Origin of the sequence: Holdemania sp. 1001095H_141210_F2, assembly GCF_015558105.1 — a bacterium.
Taxonomy (GTDB): Bacteria; Bacillota_I; Bacilli_A; order Erysipelotrichales; family Erysipelotrichaceae; genus Holdemania.
Window position 1 is genome coordinate 124,177 of record NZ_JADNPO010000002.1, and the last position, 21,716, is coordinate 145,892.

Annotated in this window: 16 protein-coding genes and 1 pseudogene; 2 read left to right on the plus strand and 15 right to left on the minus strand. The window is 50.8% G+C overall.

The genetic code is table 11. The annotated features are described in order from the left end of the window. Position 1: 1 nt before the first annotated feature. The 5 genes from I2G61_RS01945 to yfmF all read right to left on the minus strand — a co-directional run bounded on the left by I2G61_RS01945 (position 2) and on the right by yfmF (position 4,900). Positions 2 to 286, minus strand: coding sequence for a hypothetical protein (locus tag I2G61_RS01945; RefSeq protein ID WP_195547856.1), 285 nt, complete (start codon positions 284 to 286; stop codon positions 2 to 4). Beyond that, the gene (locus tag I2G61_RS01950; protein ID WP_370544664.1) at positions 279 to 1,589 is read right to left on the minus strand and encodes an SNF2-related protein; all 1,311 of its coding nucleotides are present in this window, start codon (positions 1,587 to 1,589) and stop codon (positions 279 to 281) included. Before I2G61_RS01950 ends, I2G61_RS01945 begins: the two co-directional genes overlap by 8 nt. A 162-nt stretch (positions 1,590 to 1,751) precedes the next feature. Beyond that, positions 1,752 to 1,931, minus strand: coding sequence for a helix-turn-helix transcriptional regulator (locus I2G61_RS01955; RefSeq protein ID WP_229100642.1), 180 nt, complete (start codon positions 1,929 to 1,931; stop codon positions 1,752 to 1,754). Between the two features lie 415 nt (positions 1,932 to 2,346). After that, positions 2,347 to 3,645, minus strand: coding sequence for an EF-P 5-aminopentanol modification-associated protein YfmH (yfmH, locus tag I2G61_RS01960; RefSeq protein WP_072683536.1), 1,299 nt, complete (start codon positions 3,643 to 3,645; stop codon positions 2,347 to 2,349). After that, complete coding sequence (gene yfmF / locus I2G61_RS01965; protein WP_072683537.1) at positions 3,629 to 4,900, minus strand: EF-P 5-aminopentanol modification-associated protein YfmF; 1,272 nt, start codon at positions 4,898 to 4,900, stop codon at positions 3,629 to 3,631. The genes yfmH and yfmF overlap by 17 nt, the downstream gene beginning before the upstream one ends. A gap of 284 nt (positions 4,901 to 5,184) precedes the next feature. Between yfmF and I2G61_RS01970 the strand changes: the two genes are divergently transcribed. Both I2G61_RS01970 and I2G61_RS01975 read left to right on the plus strand, forming a co-directional pair. Next, positions 5,185 to 5,784: a cysteine hydrolase family protein gene (locus tag I2G61_RS01970; protein WP_072683538.1), complete on the plus strand. Its 600-nt coding sequence runs from the start codon at positions 5,185 to 5,187 to the stop codon at positions 5,782 to 5,784. A 3-nt stretch (positions 5,785 to 5,787) separates the two neighbouring features. Continuing rightward, positions 5,788 to 7,230 (plus strand): nicotinate phosphoribosyltransferase, encoded by a 1,443-nt coding sequence (locus I2G61_RS01975; RefSeq protein ID WP_072683539.1) that lies wholly within the window; start codon positions 5,788 to 5,790, stop codon positions 7,228 to 7,230. 578 nt (positions 7,231 to 7,808) lie between these two features. On the opposite strand, the gene I2G61_RS01980 is transcribed toward I2G61_RS01975, so the two are convergent. The 10 genes and pseudogenes from I2G61_RS01980 to I2G61_RS02020 form a co-directional block, all read right to left on the minus strand. Continuing rightward, entirely contained in the window at positions 7,809 to 9,773 is a 1,965-nt protein-coding gene (locus tag I2G61_RS01980; RefSeq protein ID WP_072683540.1) for an alginate lyase family protein, read from the minus strand. Between the two features lie 124 nt (positions 9,774 to 9,897). Further along, the gene (locus tag I2G61_RS01985) at positions 9,898 to 10,854 is read right to left on the minus strand and encodes an ABC transporter permease (protein ID WP_072683541.1); all 957 of its coding nucleotides are present in this window, start codon (positions 10,852 to 10,854) and stop codon (positions 9,898 to 9,900) included. Further along, a complete protein-coding gene (locus tag I2G61_RS01990) occupies positions 10,851 to 11,942 on the minus strand; it encodes an ABC transporter permease (RefSeq protein WP_072683542.1) in 1,092 nt (363 codons plus the stop codon). Before I2G61_RS01990 ends, I2G61_RS01985 begins: the two co-directional genes overlap by 4 nt. Next, positions 11,939 to 13,471, minus strand: coding sequence for an ABC transporter ATP-binding protein (locus tag I2G61_RS01995; protein WP_072683543.1), 1,533 nt, complete (start codon positions 13,469 to 13,471; stop codon positions 11,939 to 11,941). The genes I2G61_RS01990 and I2G61_RS01995 overlap by 4 nt, the downstream gene beginning before the upstream one ends. Before the next feature lie 203 nt (positions 13,472 to 13,674). After that, on the minus strand, positions 13,675 to 15,012 hold the full coding sequence (locus I2G61_RS02000; RefSeq protein WP_072683544.1) for an FtsX-like permease family protein: 1,338 nt from the start codon (positions 15,010 to 15,012) through the stop codon (positions 13,675 to 13,677). Further along, positions 15,002 to 15,790, minus strand: coding sequence for an ABC transporter ATP-binding protein (locus tag I2G61_RS02005; RefSeq protein WP_369802542.1), 789 nt, complete (start codon positions 15,788 to 15,790; stop codon positions 15,002 to 15,004). Before I2G61_RS02005 ends, I2G61_RS02000 begins: the two co-directional genes overlap by 11 nt. Before the next feature lie 93 nt (positions 15,791 to 15,883). Then, positions 15,884 to 16,078, minus strand: a pseudogene (locus tag I2G61_RS16320) (helix-turn-helix domain-containing protein); the annotation flags it as partial. A 246-nt stretch (positions 16,079 to 16,324) separates the two neighbouring features. Further along, positions 16,325 to 17,392, minus strand: a complete 1,068-nt coding sequence (locus I2G61_RS02010; protein ID WP_072683546.1) for a BMP family ABC transporter substrate-binding protein — start codon at positions 17,390 to 17,392, stop codon at positions 16,325 to 16,327. Between the two features lie 169 nt (positions 17,393 to 17,561). Further along, positions 17,562 to 19,847 (minus strand): DNA translocase FtsK, encoded by a 2,286-nt coding sequence (locus tag I2G61_RS02015; protein ID WP_072683547.1) that lies wholly within the window; start codon positions 19,845 to 19,847, stop codon positions 17,562 to 17,564. A gap of 13 nt (positions 19,848 to 19,860) precedes the next feature. Further along, the gene (locus I2G61_RS02020) at positions 19,861 to 21,528 is read right to left on the minus strand and encodes a ribonuclease J (RefSeq protein ID WP_072683548.1); all 1,668 of its coding nucleotides are present in this window, start codon (positions 21,526 to 21,528) and stop codon (positions 19,861 to 19,863) included. Positions 21,529 to 21,716 lie beyond the last annotated feature (188 nt).

A 21,716-nucleotide genomic window follows, 5' to 3' on the forward strand; every position in this document is an offset into this window, starting at 1 on the left:
GTTAAATCACCGTAACTTTCAAGTATGCTTTCCGCGATGTTTCTTTGTGATAATCTTTCAACAAGTCTTCATACAAATCAGGTTCTTTTTTCTTAAAAGTTGTAGTGTCGAAGGTTGTTGAAATCGTTTCCGGAACTAACGTGATTTTCAAACAATCGTTTTCAACTTTGCTTTTGGAAAGTTCGACCATCTGTCGTTCGATTTGGTCTTTCAGTTCTTTTTCTTTCGCTTCGAGTTTTTTCTTTTCTTCAAGCGTGTAAAATAATTCATTTAATAATTCATTCATTTTTTTCTTTCTCCTTGAACAATTCGTCCGTAAAATCAACGCCTTCTTCGACTGCTTTGTAAATCAATTCGTCAATCGTTTTACTTGCAATTAGTCGGTAATAAAAGCAAGGTTTGTTCTGTCCAATTCTATGGACACGCTTTAACGATTGCATATAATCTTCACACTTTTCCGTTGGTGAAAAATAGATGACTTTATTCGATTTTTGCAAGTTCAAGCCTTTCGCGCCAGCTTGATATTGAACAAATGTGATTGAATTGTCTTCGTTCTCATACGCCGACAAATCTTTTGTTTTACCGTTTATAATAGAAATTGGTTTGTTGAGTTCTTCGGCAATACACACAAGTTGTGTCAATTCTTCTGTGAAGTTATAGAAAACTATCAATCTATCATTCGTTGATTCAATCAAATCTTTAAACGCATTGATTTTGTTTGGGTTAAATTGAGAAACAATCATTCGGGCATATAATCTTTTTGTCAGGTTGGTATCTCCGACAAGTTCGTTGTCATTGATTGTGACAATGGAATGTTTCATAAATCGTTGATATTCCTTCGAGGATTTGACTTTTACGTCAATGAAGTTTTGTTCGGGTAATTCGAAGCATTCTTCCGTTTTCATAAATACCGCGCCATATTGTCGCAATTTGGATTTTAAACGTTCAACGTTCTTGTAGGGATTTTCTTTGTCAACGATTTTGTGTTTGAATTCACCGGCTTCAATCGTTTTCCAATTCACATATTGTTTGTTATAAAGTGGTTCTTTAATTTCCCAACCCAATAAATGAATTTGTGTCCAAAGATTTTCGTATTTGCCGGAACACGGCGTTCCGCTTAATAAAATCACATTCGCCGGATTCAACTTCAAAATGAATTTGGATTGTTTGGCTTTCCTGTTTTGAATCAAACTTGATTCGTCCAACATCAATGTGAAATCTTTCAATTCAAGAAGTTCTTTTCGTCGCCATGCCAATTCGTAATTGATAACACCGACATATCTTTGACTGAATTTCGCCGGATAGTCTTTTTCGATTTCTTCAAGAAACAATTCAAACGCTTTTTTGTTTGTCAAATCGAATGTCTCTTGTTCCAATCCATAATATTTTTTGAAGTGGTCAATCCAATCTTGAATCTTTGATTTTTGACAAATCACCAGATTCACGCTTGCCCCTAATTCGCGCATTTTCTCGCTTCCTAGCAAGGTTTTACCCAAGCCCATATCAAGATAATATGCAACCCGATTTCGCCCGTCAGTGGCTTCTAACGCGCTTCTCTGATGGGGAAATAGATTAATTACTTGATTCACTTCTTTTCTTCCTTATCCATAAGAACTTTCGAAGCGTAGTTCTCGCACGCTTTTTTCAACAATTCCATTTTGGGTTCACCATGAATTCGAACTATTGCTTTTTCTGATTCATATATTTTCAATGGCATCTCTCCTTTTTACCATTTAAAATGGCATTTCCTTTTAAAAAAACAGTGTCCAATCGAACCCAAGAATTTCACCAATCTTTTTGGCTAATTCAACCGAAGGTTTGGACAAACCACATTCGATGTTAGAAATCGTCTGCCGAATGACCCCGCATTGATTTGCTAATTCTTCTTGTGACATTTTCTTCGAATTTCTCAATTCTTTCAAATCAATCATCATGACCACTCCTTTCAAATCACAATGACATTATAAATGGCATTTCATAATAAGTCAATATATTTTGCCATTTTTGATAGACAAAATAAAAAATCTCCCCTATACAAAAATCAGGGAAGTTATGATAAGAAGAAAAAAAAAAAAAAAAGCCTATTAAATAGGCTTTTCATTGACATCAATCATCATGGTTATTCTTTGACCTTTCCTACTAATACCATGAAATTTAACATAGCTTTCCTCCTTGCTGCTTCATTATGCCGCAGACCTTCCCCGCTGGCAAACCGGCGAATTCAACCTTTTTTTCATAGTTAGCTGGAATTATCACGCGGAAAATATGCAAAAAAAACGGAGAAGTCAGAATTCTCCATTTTTTGATTTTTTTCTAAATTTTATTTCAGCACCGTCAAAAGGACTGTTAAGCCTCAGTCTGACCTCTGGCCGGACTGATTTCCACGACGCTGCGCTGATCAAATTTCAAGGCCTCGAACGCTTCCTGCACCTGCTTCTGATCGAGCTGACCGATGATTTCCAGGGTATCAAAGAAACTGACGCCATTGAACTGATTTCGAATCATCGCCACCGCAATATCCTCCATATTGTTAAACGTCCGCATCGCTTCGCCGAAATACCGCCGTTTTAACAGCTGCAGCTGCTGATAGTCGACAGCCCGGTTCTTCAACCCATTCAGCTGTTCTTCGACAAATCGGGTAAACGCCGCGGCGTCTTCCGTTTCATTATAGAACATCATCATTGCGTAATCCTTGCCCAGATCAATTTCATAACCAAAGTAATCGTTGATGATTTCATTGTCCAGCCATTTTTGATAATCCGGATTCAGCGCGCTGAAATGCGATTCCAGCAGACACCGAATCGCCCACTCCTGGCGCACCCGCTCTTTGGCCGAGGTCTTCAGCGGCGCAAATTTATACGCCACACTGACCTTGCGGACGGCGACGTCCATCGGGATGACCGTATGGCTGGACACCACCGTCTGGGGTTCCTCTTCCAGATACCTTCCGACATCCTTGACCGGCTCAAACGACTTCGGCTGCTGATTTTCCTCAATCCATTCCAACAACGTTTCAGGGTCCTGCGGTCCTGCGACGATCAACGTCATGCGGGAAGGATGATAGTTCAGCTTGTAACAATCCTCCAACAGCTGCCGGGTTGTGGCGTTGACGCTTTTTTCATCCCCGCCGATATCACGGTTAAGCGGATGCTTGTGATACAGCGCCTTAAACGTTTCAAAAATCAACCGGCTGTCCGGCATCTGCAAATACATCTTCAATTCCTGATTGATGATGCCTTTTTCCTTTTCCACCGATTCGTCGGTAATCCGCAGATCCTGCACAAAGTCAAGTAACAGATTCAGCGGTTCCTTCAGATCACCATGACTGGTCGTGAAGTAATAACACGTTTCGTTGTAGGAGGTAAACGCGTTGACATTCGCGCCCATCCGCGAAAAATCATCCATGACGTCGCCTTCATCCGACTCAAATAACTTGTGTTCCAGAAAGTGCGCGATTCCGCTTGGAAAATCAAGATGATTGCCGTCCTTGTCGATCTGTCGGTAGTCCAGAGCGCCGTAGGGCGTCGCAAAGACCACGGCTGTGCTGACAAATTCCGGCTTATGCCAGAAGATCAGGTTTAATCCGTTATCCAGCGTATGCGTATACCACGTTTCGTCAAACTGCGCGTTAACAATTTTCTTCATGGACGTCCTCCTTCTGAATTAATGCGAACACCGCTTTGCATTCCATCGCGGCAAACAGCTTCATGATGGCCTTGCGCGTAACGCTGCGGATCTGGTCGCTGATCTGCTCTAGCGTCTGCGTCTGTTCCAGCAGACAGTTCTGGAATTCCCGGTTGATCATCGAGAGTGGATCATCCTCGGAAGCGAGGATCGAATTGATCAACATTTCCTTGGCAGTCTCCAGCATTTCCTCGTCGAAAGCACCCTCAGCCATGCGCTGGCGCTGCTGCTCGATCAATTCCTTCACTTCGTCCAGATGCGCTTTGTCAATTCCTGTGCTGACGCTCATTACGCCGTCGTAGGAAAGAATGCTTGAATAGATTGAATAGCACAGACTGCGCTTTTCCCGCACCTCCTGAAACAATAACGACGTCGGCAGCTGGCCGAAGATGCAGCTGCCGGTGCGCAGCGCCCAGTAATCCGGGCCACTCAGCGCAACGTGCGTCGGATACATCATGACAAGCGTCGTCTGATCGATTGAACGGGTTTCAGATTTTTCTTCAGCCGCTTCCTTTTCCGCCAGATATTCGCTTTTGATTTCCAGCTCACGGTCTTCGAATGGGAACGCGTGTTTTAACAGCGAGATCACGGTCGCCGGATCCACCTGTCCCTCCACAAAAATATCAATTCGGTCCTCGCGGATCATTTTTTCATAGGCTTCGCTGACTTGCGCCAGTGTAATTGTTTCCGCTTCTTCCATCGTCGGCAGCACGCTGATGCCTAACGCCTGACCTTCACCCAGCAGTTTCGCGCATTGAGAAGCTGCATAGGAGGCCGGATTGTCGCTGCGGCGTTGGATCATCGCTTTTAAATTGATCATGGCTTCCTTAAATAATGCGTTCGACAGCTGATCCCCGTCTTTCAGCGGATGCAGAAGAAACTGCGAAGCCAGCGCGATCTGCCGCTGCAACAGATCCCCGCCGACATATTTTTCATTCAAAGCTTTGACGCGGAATTCCAGAATCTGTCCCTGACCATAGGTCGTCGTCCGCGCCGACGCGCTGGCGCCATACAATCCATCCAGGCAGCAGGATACCTCCCGCTTCGTCGGATATTTCTCACACCGGTCTGCCAACATCAGCGCCAACACGGTCCTGACCCAGCTGTCCGGAGTTTTCAGTTCATTAAAAAAACGGAATGACAGGATGACATCCTTGAATTTTCCGGTTTCCAGAATATGCATTTCAACATTTTTACAAAGGGTTTCTTTTCTCATCAAACGTTCCTCCTTCGCTACCTAGTATATCCCACTTTCCAGGCAAAAAACAGAAAATCTTTCCTTTTCCCCCGCGATCAGACTGCGAAAGCAGACGCCCGCAAAGGGAGTGCAGCGAACTGACGCGCTGATGATCAGACCCGAAATTCAGCAAAATTCCCGTTTAGAAAAAACCCGTTTTCCTCTTCTATTGAAAAAACAGGACAAATTCGGATGATTTCATTTTCATCGTTTAAAAATTTTGTTATGATAATCAATAAGCAAGAAGAAAAGAGGCCAAAGAGATGAAAACAGAACTTTTTCTGAAAGAAAAAGACGACCGTTCCTTATTGGTCGTCGTCGACATGATCAACGGCTTTATCCATACCGGAGCCTTGGCGGACCCGAAAATTGATCAGATCACCCCAGCCGTGCTGGATACTGTGAAAGCTTATTTAAAGCGCGATTTCCCGATTCTCGCCTTCCGCGACTGCCACAATGAAAGCGCGAAAGAATTTTCCAGCTTTCCGCCGCATTGTTTAAAAGACAGCGAGGAGAGCGAACTGATCAAGGAGTTGAAGCCCTATGCCGATCAATTTATCATCCTGGAAAAGAATTCGACCAACGGTTTTGTTCAGCCTGAGTTTTTAGAAGTGTTCCAGCAGATGACCAATTTGCGTTCCGTGATGATCGTCGGCTGCTGCACCGATATTTGCGTATTGCAGTTTGCTTTATCTTTAAAAGGGTATATTAATCAAAACGATCTGGGTATTGAAGTCATCGTGCCGAAGGATCAGGTCGCAACCTTCGACGCGCCGGGACACAGTGCCAAGGACTATGGGCACTGGGCGCTGAAATTGATGGCCAACGCCGGTATTCATGTCGTGAACAACGAGGAGGAATAACAAATGCAACCCGAAGATTTAATGCTGCTGACCGATTTTTACGAATATACGATGGCGTATGCGTATTTTAAAGAGAATAAACATGAGGAAATTGCCTACTTCGATATGTTCGTGCGGACGATTCCAGACGGCGGCGGCTTCTTGATTTTAAACGGCCTGCACCGGTTTATTGATTTCGTTCAAAACTTTCATTACACGGACGCGCAGATTGATTATCTGCGGCAGACGGGTTACTTTGACGAGGATTTTTTGCATTATTTAAAAACGATGACGATGGACGTGGACGTCTGGGCGATTCCGGAGGGAACGCCGGTGTTCGCCAACGAGCCGCTGGTCACCATCCGCGGCACCTTGATTCAGGCGCAGATTCTGGAAACCATTCTGCTTTTGTGCATCAACTATCCAACATTGACTACAACCAAAGCCTACCGCATCGTCCGTGCCAGCAAGGGCCGGGCCGTCCTGGAATTTGGTTCGCGCCGGGCGCATGGCTTCGACGCCGCCACCGAAGGGGCCCGCGGCGCTTACATCGCAGGCTGCGCCGGTTCCGCCTGCACGATTGCCGGTCAGAAATATGCCGTCCCGGTCAGCGGTACGATCGCCCACAGCTATGTTCAGCTGCATGACAGCGAGCTGGAAGCCTTCCGCAGCTACGCGCGGGTTTCCCCGGACAACTGCATCCTGTTGGTCGATACTTATGACACGCTGCATTCCGGCATTCCCAACGCGATCAAAGTGGCCCAGGAGGAATTGATTCCGAACGGCCACCGTTTAAAAGGAATCCGGATCGACAGCGGCGATTTGGCTTATCTGTCAAAGAAAGCACGGAAAATGCTCGACGCGGCCGGTCTGACCGACTGCAAGATCGTCGTTTCCAATTCGCTGGACGAATTCTTAATCGACGATCTGATCATGCAGGATGCGAAGATCGACACCTTCGGCGTGGGTGAAAACATGATCACCGCCAAATCCACACCGGTCTTGGGCGGCGTCTACAAAGTGGTAGCGCATGAAAAAGATGGTCAGATTATCCCGAAGATCAAGATCAGCGGCAACGTGGAAAAGCTGACCAATCCGGGCTTTAAGAAAATCATCCGGTTCTATGACAAAGAGAATCATCAGGCGATCGCCGATTTATTAGCGCTGCGCGACGAAGTAATTCCGACGGATGAGTATCTGTTATTTGATCCGCAGGCGCCGTGGAAGCAGAAACGGATCAAGGATTATGAAATGCGCGAGCTGCAGGAACAGATTTTCGATCATGGCAAGTTAGTTTATACTGTTCCTACAACGGAAGAAGTTAAAAACTACTGCATGCAGCAGATGGATACGCTGTGGGAGGAAGTCAAACGGCTGCGTTATCCGCATCGGTATTATGTCGATTATTCCCGCCAGCTTTATGATTTGAAACAGGAATTGATTGAAAAGAACACCATTAAAATCTAATTCTTATCTTCTTGAGAACGCGCTCAGCGTTCTCTTTTTTTCATTCTTTCTCCTTTTTTATATTCTTGAAGGCCGCTATCCATTTTTGCGCAAACCGGCGCTGTTTTTTGTTTTACGCAAACGTCCGTCTTACCAGTTGATATTCCGTCTTTTCATCGCTATACAAATCCACAGCTTTTTTGACTTTCGTTATTAAAGACAGGCAGCAGATGAAAATCCGGGGTCTTTATGCCGCTGTATTTTAAAAGGCCTGTTGCCGTCAGTTTATTGATGAATTAAGCGGCGAAGGTCTTTGTGCCGCAATGATTTAATAGACCCGTTGACCTTGACTTTGGACACGATCAGAAAGACCGGCAGTCAAAAAGTTTTATCAGTCAAAAAAAAGCGCTGCATCCCTTTTCACAAAGAGTCAGCGCACTTTAGTTTGCCCTCACGCGAATAAACGTCAGGGATGACAGGCGCTGCCTTTGCAGCGCCGCCTTCCCCTTTTGCCAATTCATTCCAAGCAGGCATTTCAATTTATTATTTTCAGTTTCTTCATGCTTCCCTGCAGCTTTAAACACCCAGTTCCGCCCGCTTTATTTCAGCCGGATCAGCTTTTTCAAGCCCGCTTTCCTGATAATCAAACAGGCCTGGTTGTGCAGCGGCAGCCCTTCGCAATACAAAATCTTCTTTCCCCGGTAAAGCTGCTGATGGAAAATGACGCACGTATAGCTTTCTTCACCCCGGACAAACCGCCAGGCGCTGACTTCCTCTTGCCTCAGCTTTCCGCGGCCCGGCTGCACAACCTCAGCCGGTTCCAGCCGGAAGTCCTCGCCATAAAACAGCTCGTCCTGAAACAACGATCCGCGCATCGTTCCCCGGCTGGCAAGGATTTTATGGTCCTGCAATTCGTTGTAGCGCAGCGAACACGGTCCCTGTTCCACGCTGACCGGCAAGCCTTCATGATGATAATTCAGCTTGACTGTTCCCTGTTTCAACTGCCAATCCGATTGATTGCTGCTGACCTCTGCCTGCGGATCAAGCTGGATCCGGCTGACAACGGTATGCCCGCCCTCACAGAAAATCTCATCACAGACAACCCAGCAGCCCTGCGGAAGCATGATCAGCTTCCGGATGTGCGTCATCTGCGGCTGTTCGGTCAATACGCCCCCTTCCCAATACAAGCCCTCCGGCGTATCGCGGATGAGCGTTGCCAACGGACGCAGAAACCGTTGATAGGTCCAGCTGGAATCCGGCACGCTGCCGGGCTGATCGTCCAGAACCACCGTGTTGTGCGCGCTCATCCCTTTCAGTTCGACGCGGACTGGATGATCCTCACGATAGGTGAAGCGGCCGGGGTCGATCACAAACGGCAGACCCTGGTGGATAATCGAATAATGCAGATTATCCGAATGACCATGACCGCTGCCCAGCTCGCCGTTAAGCACCATCATCCATTCTGCGCTCCGGCCGAAATCACTCCGGCGTACGACGATGCCGCAATCCTGCCCGGCATAGAGCAACGTCTGCGGCGTCTGCTTCGGCAGGGTCTGCAGCTTGCGCCAGGCCGGCATCCCGCCGTTTAAAAGCAGATCGCTGTCGCCCTGATCGCTGCCCATCGCGCGCAGCTGCGGATCGTCAAATAAAATAGCGCCTTTGTTCATGACATCCTCGGCATTGACCCGGTCGGAGTCGCCGAAGGTTTCGATCTGATGATCCGGCATCATCATATGCATCAGCGCCCGAGTCATCGCATGTGCTTTTTCGCGGATTTCATCCGTCAGCGGAATCGGATAATACTGCGCGTAATCCAATACCCGCAGCACATTGTTGAGCACCTCGACATGATACATCGTCGATTGTTCCCAAAGCATGCCATCGGATCCGATCTGAAGCTGCATCTGGGTTTCCAGTTCCTCCAGTGCCCAGCGGTAGACTTCATCCTGCCGCGGATCCTTTCCCATCATTGCCGAGCACACGATAATCCCGCAGGTTTGAATGCTGCCCCAGTTGCTCAAGGTGTATTTCTCAATATAATTCGCTTTCAAATACGCCAGCTGATTCTCTACGCTTGTAAGAATCCATGTCAGCTCCTCTTCGCTCAGCTTTTCCGCTGCTTCCAAAAGCGCTGCGCATTCCAGCATGTTGACCACACGGATGCCGGTATCCAGCGTACGCGTCGACAGACTGGCTTCAATCTGGGGATGCTGCGTGATCCAGTCAAGCAAAAAGTCTTTCGCCTGATCAAGATAGCGCGTATCCTGACTGATCAGCGCCGCTTTGGCCAGCGCCGACCAGTAATCCATGCGGTTGAGCATGAATGTCCATTCCTCGTCGTCATTGAACACCTGATTCCAATTCATCGTTTCCATGGTATGCGGCGTCAGACACCGTTCCATGTCCCACGGATGATCGAACACAAATGTATGCGCGCACAGCTCCCGTCCCCGCTGCATGATTTTTTCCCGCTCCGGACTTTGCCGCAGCAATTCCGCTACCTGCTTGAACTCTTTCTGCGCGACAAGCTGCCGCCATGATTTTCTGATTTCTTCAATCTTCATCAATATCCTCTTTCCTTATCAGCGATGAAATCTGATTTCTTTCTTTATTACTGATTATACCAGAATTAACAGGGAAAAAGAAAAACCGGCTGAATGGAATTGCACAATTTCAGCCGGCTCAGTCTTAACGTTTGCCTGTATCGTATATTTCGCCCGCCGCCTTCGGACCGACCGACTTGCCGGCGAAGATGACCAGCGCGATGATCGTCAGAACATACGGGAACATGCTGAAGAATTCCGTCGGCAGCGTCGCCAGAAACGGGATGTCCTTCGCGTAGAAGCCCAGCGTCTGGGAGAAGCCGAAGAACATGCCGGCGCCTAAGACGCCGAATGGATTCCACTTACCGAAGATCAGCGCCGCGATCGCGATAAACCCGAAACCGTGAATGGTCACGACGGTAAACTGAACGTCCTGGGTCAAGACCATGACGCCCCCGGCCAGGCCTGCCAGCGCGCCGGAAACCAGCACGCCGAAATAGCGCATCCGGCGGACGTTGATGCCCATCGACGCAGAAGCCTGCGGGAATTCACCGCAGGAGCGCATGCGCAGACCGAACGGTGTTTTAAAGACGACAAACCAGGTTACAAAGACGAGGATGATCGTCAGATAGAAGGTCGGATGCACCTGCTTGAAGAACATCTCGCCCAATACCGGGATGTCCTTTAAGACCGGCACATCAATGCGCGTGATACCGCGGATAAACGCCGGGGTACGCTGCTGGTTGAAGAAAATCTGGCACAGATAGACCGTGATGCCGGCCGCCAGCAAGTTCAGCGCCGTCCCGGAAACCGTCTGGTCCGCGTTCAGGTCGATGCTCGCATAGGCATGCAGCAGGGAGAAGACCACGCCGGCCGCCATGCCCGCGATCAAGCCGATCAGAATCGCCGTCTTACTGTTGGCTCCGGTCGGATCCAGCACCACAACCACCGCTGCGGTAACAAACGCTCCGACCAGCATGATGCCATCCAGCGCAATGTTGACGACGCCGCTGCGTTCGCTGAACAAGCCGCCCAGCGCCGCGATGATAATCGGAGCCGAGATCATCAGAGTGATCGTAAACATGTTATAGAACAAACTCATGCTTCTTCACTTCCTTTCTCCGCCGTTTCTTTCTTTTTTGACAACCAGTTCATAATGAAGATGATGCCGTTCTGCATCGCGACTAACATGATGATGGTCGAGGAGATGATCGTTGCGATATCCTTCGGAATCTGCATCGACTGCATCAGCGGCTGCGCCACCTTCAGCAGACCGAACAACAAGCCGGCAAAGAAGATGCCGATCGCGTTGCACCCGCCGACCAGCGCGACGGCGATGCCGTCAAAGCCGTAGTTTTCCGCCGTATTCAGCACGCGTCCGTAGCCGAAGGTGCCCAAGACCATGATCGCTCCTGCCAGCCCGGCCATAACGCCGGAAATCATCATCGCATAGACGACGTTGCGTTCAACCTTCATGCCCGCATAACGTGCGCCCTCGGCATTGAAGCCGGTTGCCCGCAGACTGTAGCCGAACGTCGTCTTCTCAATGACGATGTGATAAACAATCACCGCCAGAATGACGACCAGAATGCCCCAATGCAGGCGGGAATTATTCGTGATCTGCTTGAGAAAATCCGATTTGATCAGCGCCGAGGCCGGCAGATCCACTGTACGGGTCTGGGTTGAACCCGGCAGCGCCTTTAAGATGTAGTTGCAGAAGTACAGCGCGGCATAGTTCATCATGATCGCCGTGACGACTTCCGAGATATTCCGTTTGACTTTCAAAAAGCCAGGTAAAAAGGCCCATAATGCCCCGGCAGCGCCGCCGGCGATCAAACAGACGATCGCGTGCAGCACCGGCGGCAGCGGTACGAGAATGCCGACGACGGTCGCCGCCAGCGCCCCGACCATGACCTGACCTTCGCCGCCGATGTTGAACAAACCGGTGCGGTAAGCGAACCCGACCGCCAGACCGGTCAAAATCAGCGGCATCGAGAAGACGATAAACTCGCCGAAGTAGCGCGGGTTGATCGGTCCCGGCGCCAGGATGTCAAAGCCGCAGAAGCTTTTGACAATCGCCGAGATCAGCAGCACCGGCGATTTCCCGCTGGCGATGACGATGATCATGCCGACTAACAGACCCAGCAGAACCGCGATTAACGGAGCTGCCAGTTTTTCTCTTTTTTTCATGCTTCGCCAACCCCCTTCCGGATCGAACCGGACATCATCAGACCCAGCTCGTTTTCATCCGTCTCTTCCGCTTTGACCCAGCCGGTCAGCTCGCCGTTGAACATCACGGCAATTTGATCAGACAGCGCCAGCACTTCGTCCAACTCCAGCGAAACAAGCAGAATTGCCTTGCCGTTGTCGCGTTCCTGCACGATCCGTTTATGGATGTACTCGATCGCGCCGACATCCAGTCCCCGCGTCGGCTGAACGACGATCAGCAGCTTTGGACTGCGGTCGATCTCCCGGGCGATGATCGCTTTCTGCTGATTGCCGCCGGACATGCTGCGGGTAATCGTTTCCCGGCCCTGACCGCTGCGGACGTCGAACATTTCGATCAGTTCGTCGGTTTTCCTGTCGATCGCCGCCATCTGAAGCAGGCCGTTCTTCGCATACGGCGCTTCGTTATAGCTGTGAATAACCATGTTCTCTTTCAGTTTGAAATCCAGAATCAAACCATGCTTATGCCGATCTTCCGGAATATGGCCCATCCCGGCTTCGATCCGGTGCTTGATTGAGCTGTGCGTGATATCCTTGCCGTTAAGCAGCACCTTGCCGCCTTCCGCCTTCGCCAGTCCGGTCAGCGCATACACCAGCTCCGTCTGTCCGTTGCCGTCGATGCCTGCCACGCCGACAATTTCACCGGCGCGCACCTGCAGACTGAAATCCTTCACGCCTAAAAGCCCCTTGGAGTTTTTGACTTTCAAATGCTCGATCTCCAGCACGACCTTGCCGGGCTGCTGAGCTTGCTTCTCAACGCCGAAATCGACTTCCCGGCCGACCATCAGCTTTGCCATTTCCTCTTCCGAAGTTTCCGCGACCTGAATCGTCCCCATGCACCGGCCGCGCCGCAATACGGTGCACACATCGGCGACTTCCTTAATTTCCTTCAATTTATGCGTGATTAAAATAATCGTCTTGCCTTCCTTGGTCAGATTGCGCATGATTTCCATCAGCTCATGGATTTCCTGCGGCGTCAGCACCGCCGTCGGTTCGTCAAAGATCAAAATGTCCGCATTGCGGTAAAGCATCTTCAAAATTTCGACGCGCTGCTGCATGCCGACCGAGATATTCTGAATCTTGGCATACGGGTCGACGTTCAGCCCGTACATTTCGCTCAGCTGCTGAATCCGCTGCGCCGCCGATTTGATATCCGTGGTATAGAATTTTGTTTTCGGTTCCAGTCCGAGAATAATATTTTCAGTGACCGTAAAGCATTCTACCAATTTAAAATGCTGATGCACCATCCCGATCCCCAGGCTGTTGGCGACATTCGGGTCTGTTATTTTTACTTCCTGTCCCCGCACTTTAATCGTGCCGCGGGTCGGCTGATACAGACCGAATAAAATCGACATCAGCGTGGATTTTCCGGCCCCGTTTTCTCCCAAGAGAGCATGAATGCTTTTTTCCTCTACTTGAAGAGTCACATCGTCGTTGGCGCGGATGCCTGGAAAGTCCTTGGTGATGTTGAGCATCTCTATCGCATAACTCATTATTTTCCCTCCATTAACTATCCAAAATTATAACATACTTCCCTCCTCTCCCGGTGGCTTTTTTTGCGTTTTCCGCTAATAAATGTGACATTTGACACCTGAGCAGTGCTTGTGAACAGAAAAAAGAAATCTGAGCGCTGGAAGACTTCGGCTTCTTTCCCCGCTTCAGGCAATTCAGTAAAGCAACGTTGGACTTCTGATTTTCAGCCTGTCCGGGGCGCCAGCAGTCTTCGCAGAAAACGGCGATTAAACGCGGCAGCCGCAAAAAAATAAATACAATACAAAATCCCAAAGCATAAAACAAACACGCCGCCGATCTGAAACAGAACATCGGGCATCGCCGGAAGCAGCATCGCATTCAATTTGAAATTGACAAAGGGCGCGGCAAGCCCCAGCGAAACAATCCCCATGCCCATGGGCAGACTCAAACCTTCGATAACCTGATAATCAAGCCAGCGGTTCAGCGCTTTCTCACTTTTGCCCAAAGCGTGCAGAATCATAAGCGCGCGCCTCTGCCGCCGCAGTTGAAGTAGCTGCGTTAAGGAAAGCATTGAAAAATAAAGAACCAGAAAGATCAGTCCGATATTGATCTGCAAGAACCCCATCCAGCGCTGCGTCTGCGGATCACCAACAACCAGCCCCTCCGCAAACAACAGCGTGCCGAAACAAAACGCTGTAAACGCGAAGATCAGACAGACACAGAACACCGTGTTAAGAAGTGCTCCGCTTTTCGCCCCGCCGCTGAATTCCGCGATCTTCAGCAAACGGTCATTTTCAAGCAGCGCAGAGGGGCAGGTGCGGCGCAGACCTGAACCTGCGGCATAGACAAACTTGTAAAAAGCGGCAACGCTGAGCAGCAGGGGGATCGCGATGAACGCGATGGAGAACATCATGATTTCCTCGTTTCCGCGAACCAGCAGGATCAGCAGGAACACATAGACCGCCAGACTGACCAGAAAGATTGTCTGCCACCGCTTTCGCTGATCCGGATTCAAAGGCGAATTCCGCCGCTGCTCGGCGAACAGCTGACAAATCTGCAGGCGCGATAATTTCCGGTAAACCGGATAAGCGGATAAAAGTTGGGCCAGCAGAAACCAGACGGCCGTCTGCAGCGCGCTCTGGCCAAACAGCGGCAGCATGTTGGCGAAGATCGCCCCCTCCGGCAGCGAAAAGAGCAGGATCCAACCGGCGCCACAGCCCAGCCAGATTCCCAACAGGCAGCAGAACGCTCCGATCCATCCCAATTCCAAAAGAAGCAGCTGGATCAACCGGCGTTTTTCCATTCCCATTAAAAGGTAAACGGCCAGCTCCTGAGCCCGCTGCGCCACGATGAACTGATTGAGAACCCCGACCAGCAGCACCAGAATTGAAACGATGAGAAGCGGCAGCGCCGCCGTCTGAAATCCGGCCTGCCTCTGTCCTAACGCTGCAACACAATGGGAAAAACACAACAGTGCGGCCAGAATGATCACCGTCATCACATAGACAAAATAATCGCCGGCACTGCGGCAGGCGTTACGCCACGCTAATTTAAAAACCATTCTCCGCCGCCTTTCTTACCGATCCCATCGCGTCCAGAATGCGGGTAAAAAACGCCTGTGGGCTTAAACTTCCCCGCTCGATCACCTTTCGCAGCTGACCATCGTGCATCAACAGGATGCGGTCGCAATAGCTGGCGGATAAAACGTCGTGAGTCGCCATCAGAATCGTCGCCCCCTCCCCGCGCAGCATCGTCAACGTTTTCAACAGCGCTTTCGCCGCCTGACTGTCTAACGCCCCGGTCGGCTCATCGGCCAGAATCAGCGTGGGCTGCGTCGCGATCGCGCGGGCGCAGGCACAGCGCTGCCGCTGTCCCCCAGAAACCTCGCTGGGAAAATGCTGCAGAATCTCAGAGATCCCCAGCCTGGCAGCCCAGTGTTCCACAATCCCTTTAATTTCAGTTTTCGGCGTTTGCTTGATCGTGAGCGCCAGCATCATATTTTCCCGGATTGTCAGCGTTTCCAGCAAATTGTATTCCTGAAAAATGAATCCGAGATGATCCCGGCGAAAAGCCGCCAGATCTGCTTCCGATAATTCCGCCAGATCCTGCCCATCCAGCTCAATCGTTCCGCCGCTGGGCTTATCCATCGTCGCGATCAGATTCAATAACGTCGACTTTCCGCAGCCGGAAGCCCCCATGATTCCGACAAAGCTGCCTTTGTCCACCGTGAAGCTGACGTCCCGCACCGCCTGCGTCAGTACGCCGTCATTCTCATAAACCTTGGCGACATGCTCCAGCCGCAAGACCGGACAAGATAAGCTGGACTTGTCAGCCGGCACCTGCTCATCCCGGCCCAGCCATCCGGCGATCACCTCCAGCAGCACCTGATCTGTTTTTTCCATTAAATCTTCTGCACGGATCAATTCGCCCGAAAATAATTCGCTCAGCGTGATTCCCAACGCCTCGCTTAACGGCGTCAGCAATGCGTAATCCGGCAGCGATTTCCCCGTTTCCCATTTCGACACCGCTTTATCGGTAATCCCCAAGACCTCGGCCAGCTGACTTTGCGTCCAGCCTTTTTCCTTTCTGCGGATAGCGATGAAGCCGCCGATTTTTATCTGATCCATACTTTATCCTCGCTTTCATCGTTTTCATTGTAGCGCAGCACGCCAAAAGGAACACCTACCAACGGTAGAGTTCCTCGTTTTCCACCTGTTTTCTCTCTTCTGCCGCGTCGGTTTGGGATAAAAACCGATTGGATTTCTGACAAAAGTCCTCTTCCGATCAGAGACCTGTAACCTTCATGAAAGAGTTCAACTTTTGTCAAAAAGAAAGGAGAGCCTGCGCTCTCCTCTCACAAATTGAAAATCAGCTTATTTCTGAACTGCTTCGTCAACGACGATCTCGCCGGACTTGATCTTCGCTAACGCGTCTTCCATCGCCTTGACGATTTCATCAGACAGGTTCGGGTTTTCCTTCGGGAAGCCGATGCCGTCATTGCTTGCGTCAAAGACCATTGTTCCACCCTGGAATGTGCCGTTCTTGACCTGTTCTGCGAAATAGTAAGCCGCTGTATCCACACGCTTCAGCGCAGAAGTCAGAACTGCGGATTTGCCGTCAGACATCAGACCTGCGTCATACTGGTCGGAGTCAACGCCGATCGCCCAGACGTCTTCGCCAGCTTCACGGCGGTCCTTCGCTTCTTTAATCAGACCGTTGCCCGTTGCGCCCGCTGCATGGAAAATAACATACGCGCCGTCATTGTACTGCTTCTGAGCCAAGGTCGAGCCTTTGCCCGGATCGTCAAATGCGTTGGCATAATCCGTCAGCACTTCGATCGCCGGATCGACGCTGGCAACACCCTGCTTGTAGCCCGCTTCAAAACGTTCGATGATCGGGTTTTCAACGCCGCCGATAAATCCGACTTTCGTCTTGCCCGCTTCTTTCGCCTTCATGGCTGCGGCAACACCGACCAGATAAGAAGGCTGCTGCTCTTTAAAGACTGCGGAAGCAACGTTTGGTTTGTCAACTTCCGTATCAATGATAACGAACTTCTGATCCGGATACAGATCGGCAACTTCTTTCATCGCATCTTCAAACAGGAAGCCCGGAGCTTCGATCAGATCTTTCTTCTGATCCGCGAAGGTGCTCAGATTCGGGATGTAATCCGCGTCCGCCGAGGACTGCAGGTAGCCGTAGCAATCTTCGCTCATCTTGTTGTCTTCCGCGAATTTAACTACGCCTTCCCAAGTACCCTGGTTGAAGGACTTGTCGTCGATACCGCCCAAGTCGGTAACTAATCCGATGGTAATCGTGCAGCCGGTGTTTTCACCGTCTGTGTTTGCGTCAGCGCTTGGTGTCGGTGTAGCCGTTCCTCCGCCATTGTTGGAACAGCCGGCAACCATCAGCAGCGCTAAAGCAAAGGTCAGCAATTTTTTCATTTTCTTTCCCTCCATTGCTTTGTGCAAGCTATGCTTACAGTATAATATTAGACTTTTAAAATGCCATTTGTCAACTTAAGGCGTGGTTTTCTTCAGACAATTCCGGCAAGTCAGGAAAAAAACCGGTTTTGATTCAGAAAATAATCAATTCCGGTTTCAATGTGATTTTTCAATCTTCTTCCTCAGCGTCCGCTTCAGCGTTCTTTTTAATGTAAACATCTCTTGGCTTCGAGCCCTGAACCGGACCGATGATGCCGCGTTCTTCCAGCACGTCGATCAGCCGGGCCGCGCGGTTATATCCGATTCCGAACCTTCGCTGCAAGAGCGACGTCGACGCCTTCTGCGTTTCGATGACGTAGTCCTTCACTTCCTCGTACAGCGGATCGTCCTGGGCTGAGACCACAGCCGTGCTCTCGTTGTTATCGACCCCTTCCAGCCGGATAAACGCGTCCTCGTAGCGCGGCTTCATCTGAGCGGAAACAAAGTCGGTGATCCGCTTGACCTCCTCGTCGGTAACATAGACACCCTGCAAGCGCACCGGACTCGGTTCGCCGATCGGGAAATAAAGCATATCGCCGTTGCCCAGCAGCCGTTCCGCTCCGACATGATCGAGGATCGTCCGGGAATCAATGCCACTGGAAACGGAGAAGGCGATCCGGCTTGGAATGTTGGCCTTGATGATGCCGGTGATGACATCGGTCGAGGGCCGCTGCGTCGCGACGATCAGATGAATGCCGGCGGCGCGCGCCAGCTGCGTGATCCGCTGGATGCTCATTTCCACTTCCTTGCCGGCCACCGCCATCAAGTCCGCCAATTCGTCGATGATCACGACGATAAACGGCATCGGCTGCAGGTTCGGCTGCGGTTCTTTGGCGATTTTCTCATTGTAGCCGGCGATGTTGCGCACCCCGACCTGCGCAAAGACTTCGTAGCGGTTTTCCATCATCATGACGATGACCTTTAACGCGCGGGCTGCCTCGGCGCCGTCGGAAATCACCGGACCGATCAGATGCGGGATCTCGCGGTAAGGCGTGAATTCCACCTTCTTCGGATCGACTAAAAGCAGCTTTACCTCATCCGGCGAAGTCCGCATCAACAGCGAGGTGATGATCGTATTCATACAAACCGACTTGCCGCTGCCGGTCGCGCCGGCGATCAACAGATGCGGCATTTTGTCCAGTTGGCAGAAAATGCCTTTACCCATTAAATCCTTGCCCAGCGCCAGAAGCAGCTTTTTGTCTTTTTTATCCTCCGGCAGCTGACGCATCAGCTCCAGCATCTTGACCGGCGTCGTTTCGACATTCGGAATTTCGATGCCGACGGCGTTGCGGCCGGGAATCGGCGCTTCAATCCGGATATCGCGGGCTGCCAGCTCCATTTTCAGGTTATCGGAAATCGCGTTGATCTTCGATACCTTGACGTTGGAATCCGGACGGATTTCAAATTTAGTGACCGCCGGGCCGATATGCGTCGCGACCAGCTGCGCGTTGATACCGAAATTGCCCAGCACCTCGATCAGCTTCTTGCCTTTGATCGACGCGGCGTTCTGGTTCAGCACCGAGCGTGACTTGGCCTGAATTTCATCAAGCATCGTCAAGGCCGGCAGCTTGTAGTCGACCGCTCCCGCGCCGCTGCCCACGGATACCACCTTCGGCAGCTCCTCCGCAGCCGGTTTCTCTTTTTCCTCTTTTTTCTTTTCTTTCTTCACGACCGATGACGGCAGCTCTTCTTCAGGCGCCGGTTCGTCATCCGGGGTTAAGAAAATTGATTTCTTCTTCTTTTTGCCCAGCTCCACCGTGCCGATCACCTTCCGCTCTTCCGCGGCCACTTCCAGCGAATCGCTTTCCGTTTCGCGTTTGGAACGCTTCGGCTTCGTCTTTTTCTCACGATGCAAAGCCCCGGTGAGCGACTGCCACAGCGACACATAGACCTCGGTCTTGATCATCAGCAGCGCGGCCAGCGCCAGCAGCGCGAAAATCACCAGCACCGTGCCGGTGCGGGCAAACAACAGCGAGCTGAGCGAATACAATAACGCGCCCAGCACGCCGCCCTGAGCCGCGACGGTTGAAGGCGAACTGAAATGCTCGCCGGTATGGGAAAGATACTCGCTGAACACCTGAAAGCCGCTCAGCTGCGGATCCTGAGGAATCGCCGACCACAAAATCATCGCGACCAACACCGCGCCGATCGCGATCAGCGTCTTAACGGAGAAAACGGGAAACTTCTGTCCAAACAAGACAGCCAGCCCCCCGAGTAAACACAGCCCGTAGACGACTCCGTAATACGTTCCGAACAAATACCGCGTGATCGTAGTCAGAAACTGACCGACGATGCCCAACTGCAGCGCCGCGATCAGCGTCACGGTGATCGCCGCCAACGCGATCACATAACGCAGGATTTCCGAATCCACGGTATTCTTATTGCTTTTTTTCTTTTTCTGCTTCGTTTTCGCCACGGATCATCATCTCCTATTCCGTGACATTGATTTCGACAATCGCCGGTAAAATCATCGGCCGCTTGCCGGTTTCCTTCAAGACATATTTCACGATCCGGTCTTTGGCTTCCATCCGCACCGCCATATTCTCATAGCGTTTTTCCTTGACGGCGTCCTCGACCGTGCGTTCGATAATGTTGCCGATTTCCTTGACGATGTGATCGGCGTCCTTCAGATAGATCACGCCGCGGCTCTGTACATCCGGTCCGCCGATGACCTCCTTGGTCTTGTGATTGACGACGATGCCGACGATGATCGCGCCGTCGGTGGATAAAATTTCCCGATCGCGCAAAACCATGCCGCTGACGTCGAGATTCTCGTTGCCGTCGATCAAAACGTCTTCCAGCGTCAGCTGATCCGCCGTCGATTTCAGAATGCCGTCTTCAAATTTGGCAATCTGCCCGTTGTCCAGCACAAGGATCTTATCCGCGTGATACCCCATGTTCAGCGCGATGTTGGCGTTGGACACCAGCTGGCGGTATTCGCCCTTGATCGGCATGTAATAGGTCGGCTTAAACAGGTAAAGCATCATTTTCAGATCTTCGATCGACGCGTGCATGGAATACACCTTGCGCCGGTCCAGCGTCACAACGCGGACGTTTTCCTTATACAGTTCGTTTTCCATATTCGTCGCTTCGCGTTCGGTGCCCGGCACCACCGGCGAGGCAATGACGACGGTATCCTGGCCGTTCAGCCGCAGCATCGCGTCTTCGCCCAGCGCGACCTTGTGCATCCGCCGGAACACGTGATCGCCTGAACCGGACACGATCACCACGACGCCCTTCAAGTCATTGGTAAACTTGGCTTTCGGGATTTCCAGACCGATCGGCATGCGGTAATAGCCCATCTTTTCGACGGCTTTTAAAATCGCGCGCAGATCGTCGTCATAGAAAATCACTTTGCGGTTGTACTTGTTCGCCAGCTCGATAATCTCGATGATGCGGTATAAATTCTGATGATAAGTCGTAATGATAATCCGGCCTTCCGCGTCTTCAAATGCCGGTTCGACAAACTCCGTGATCCGGTGATGCGGCGCCGAATGGCCCTCGCGGTCCGCGCCGACCGACTCGGTCATCAACGCCAGCACGCCGCGCTTGCCAATCTCCGCCAAAGCGGTGATATCGCAGGAAAAGGCGTCGTTATGAATATCGTAGTCGACGATGTATTCGCTCGTGTAGACGATCGCACCCTGCGGCGTTTCGATCGACAGGCCGAAGCCGTCGGCGATCGACTGGGTCATGCCGAAGGTGCGGATCGGAATTCCGGCGATCTTAAAGCTGGAATTGCGCTTGACGCGGTGCACGCGAATCTCGCGCAGTCCTTCCTTTTTCAGCATCTCCTCGATCAGCATCGCGGTTAACGGCGTCGAATATACCGGTGCTTTGACATGCCGAAGCAGATTCGGCAGCGCCGCCATGACGTCGTCATGACCATGCGAAATGAAAATCGCCTGAATCCGGTGTTGGTTCTCAATTAAATATTTGAAGTCCGGAATAATCCGCTCGATCCCCAACTGATCGGTGGATTCCGGATATTTTAAGCCCGCTTCAATGACAAAAATGGATTCGCCGACTTCAACCACATACATGTTTTTGCCGTCTTCATCCAGTCCGCCCAAAGCGAACAGACGTACTTGATCCATGAAAATTCCTCCTATGATGTTTTCTTTATTATACCCTGTCCAACGTTCCCTGACAACCGCGCGCAGCGCAGGAAAAACGCTTTCAATCGTTGAAAAGCGCTTGTCCAGGCGGTTTTGGTCAATCATGATACGGCCCAACAGGGATAGCTTCGTGGGTAAACTATATCATAGCTCCGGCTGGATTTCAA

Excerpts from the sequence above, each read along its gene's own strand:
- yfmH (WP_072683536.1), bottom strand. The coding sequence starts at position 3,645 with ATGAAGAAAATTGTTAACGCGCAGTTTGACGAAACGTGGTATACGCAT.
- I2G61_RS01970 (WP_072683538.1), top strand. The coding sequence starts at position 5,185 with ATGAAAACAGAACTTTTTCTGAAAGAAAAAGACGACCGTTCCTTATTG.
- I2G61_RS01990 (WP_072683542.1), bottom strand. The coding sequence starts at position 11,942 with ATGAAAAAAAGAGAAAAACTGGCAGCTCCGTTAATCGCGGTTCTGCTG.
- I2G61_RS01945 (WP_195547856.1), bottom strand. The coding sequence starts at position 286 with ATGAATGAATTATTAAATGAATTATTTTACACGCTTGAAGAAAAGAAA.
- I2G61_RS01985 (WP_072683541.1), bottom strand. The coding sequence starts at position 10,854 with ATGAGTTTGTTCTATAACATGTTTACGATCACTCTGATGATCTCGGCT.
- I2G61_RS02000 (WP_072683544.1), bottom strand. The coding sequence starts at position 15,012 with ATGGTTTTTAAATTAGCGTGGCGTAACGCCTGCCGCAGTGCCGGCGAT.
- I2G61_RS01975 (WP_072683539.1), top strand. The coding sequence starts at position 5,788 with ATGCAACCCGAAGATTTAATGCTGCTGACCGATTTTTACGAATATACG.
- I2G61_RS01955 (WP_229100642.1), bottom strand. The coding sequence starts at position 1,931 with ATGATTGATTTGAAAGAATTGAGAAATTCGAAGAAAATGTCACAAGAA.
- I2G61_RS01995 (WP_072683543.1), bottom strand. The coding sequence starts at position 13,471 with ATGAGTTATGCGATAGAGATGCTCAACATCACCAAGGACTTTCCAGGC.
- I2G61_RS02020 (WP_072683548.1), bottom strand. The coding sequence starts at position 21,528 with ATGGATCAAGTACGTCTGTTCGCTTTGGGCGGACTGGATGAAGACGGC.
- I2G61_RS01980 (WP_072683540.1), bottom strand. The coding sequence starts at position 9,773 with ATGAAGATTGAAGAAATCAGAAAATCATGGCGGCAGCTTGTCGCGCAG.
- yfmF (WP_072683537.1), bottom strand. The coding sequence starts at position 4,900 with ATGAGAAAAGAAACCCTTTGTAAAAATGTTGAAATGCATATTCTGGAA.
- I2G61_RS02010 (WP_072683546.1), bottom strand. The coding sequence starts at position 17,392 with ATGAAAAAATTGCTGACCTTTGCTTTAGCGCTGCTGATGGTTGCCGGC.